The following is a 688-nucleotide window of genomic DNA, read 5'->3' as shown; positions in this document are numbered from 1 at the left end:
CTTTTTCCAATTTCTATCGTTCCACCAAGAAACACCAATTTTTAATTTAAATTCAAAAAGATATAAATATTCGAATGTACCTAAACAAAAAATATTGTCTTTTACTTTCGTATTAGCGTGAGCTTTGCCCTACTTATTTATGGTGTGTTTTTTACACAATTACGATCATACAAGGTTTATTATCCTCTGAATTACTATCGATTGTTTAATACAGAATAACGGTTTAATGCGCTCTTCTTTTTCTAGTTGCCAGTTGCTTTTGACATGTTCGTGCGCTTCGTCCACCACGTCTAAGGCAAAATCACGGAGGTAAGGCTCGGTGATGCCTAGCTCATCTAATCCCGCTTCAATAAGCGCTTTTTGTTGTTGCTTTTCTTCTTCAAATAGCTCATCAACTTCGTTCCATTTGCTTAACCCTTCATCTGCATACCATTCACTTTCATATTTCACCAGTAAATGCCCTATCTGCTCCGCTGTCCAACTTCTGCGTAACCCTTCCTTTAAATCCCTATCCGTAAAAGTCGGTGGCGGTAGGTCTTTTTTTCGTTGGGTTGAATATATCAGTGTGCCGGTTAAGATTTGCTGTAATTCTCGCATCGCCGGCGTGTAATCGGCTAAATCTAAGGTGGCAACGTTATTTTTGCTGATTTTATCAGATAATTCGCCTACCGTTGCCTTCTCTTCTATC

General features: G+C 38.7%; 1 protein-coding gene. It reads right to left on the bottom strand.

The genetic code is table 11. The features are described 5' to 3' along the window. Positions 1-165 precede the first annotated feature (165 nt). A partial coding sequence (locus A9G48_RS11540) for a hypothetical protein (RefSeq protein ID WP_218057799.1) occupies positions 166-688 on the bottom strand: 523 nt, incomplete at its 5' end.

This window comes from Gilliamella sp. wkB18 (genome assembly GCF_001690875.1).
In the GTDB taxonomy this organism is placed as follows: domain Bacteria; phylum Pseudomonadota; class Gammaproteobacteria; order Enterobacterales; family Orbaceae; genus Gilliamella; species Gilliamella apicola_A.
The sequence above is the reverse complement of the archived record's forward strand: the minus strand, read 5'-3'. Positions and strand labels throughout refer to the sequence as shown.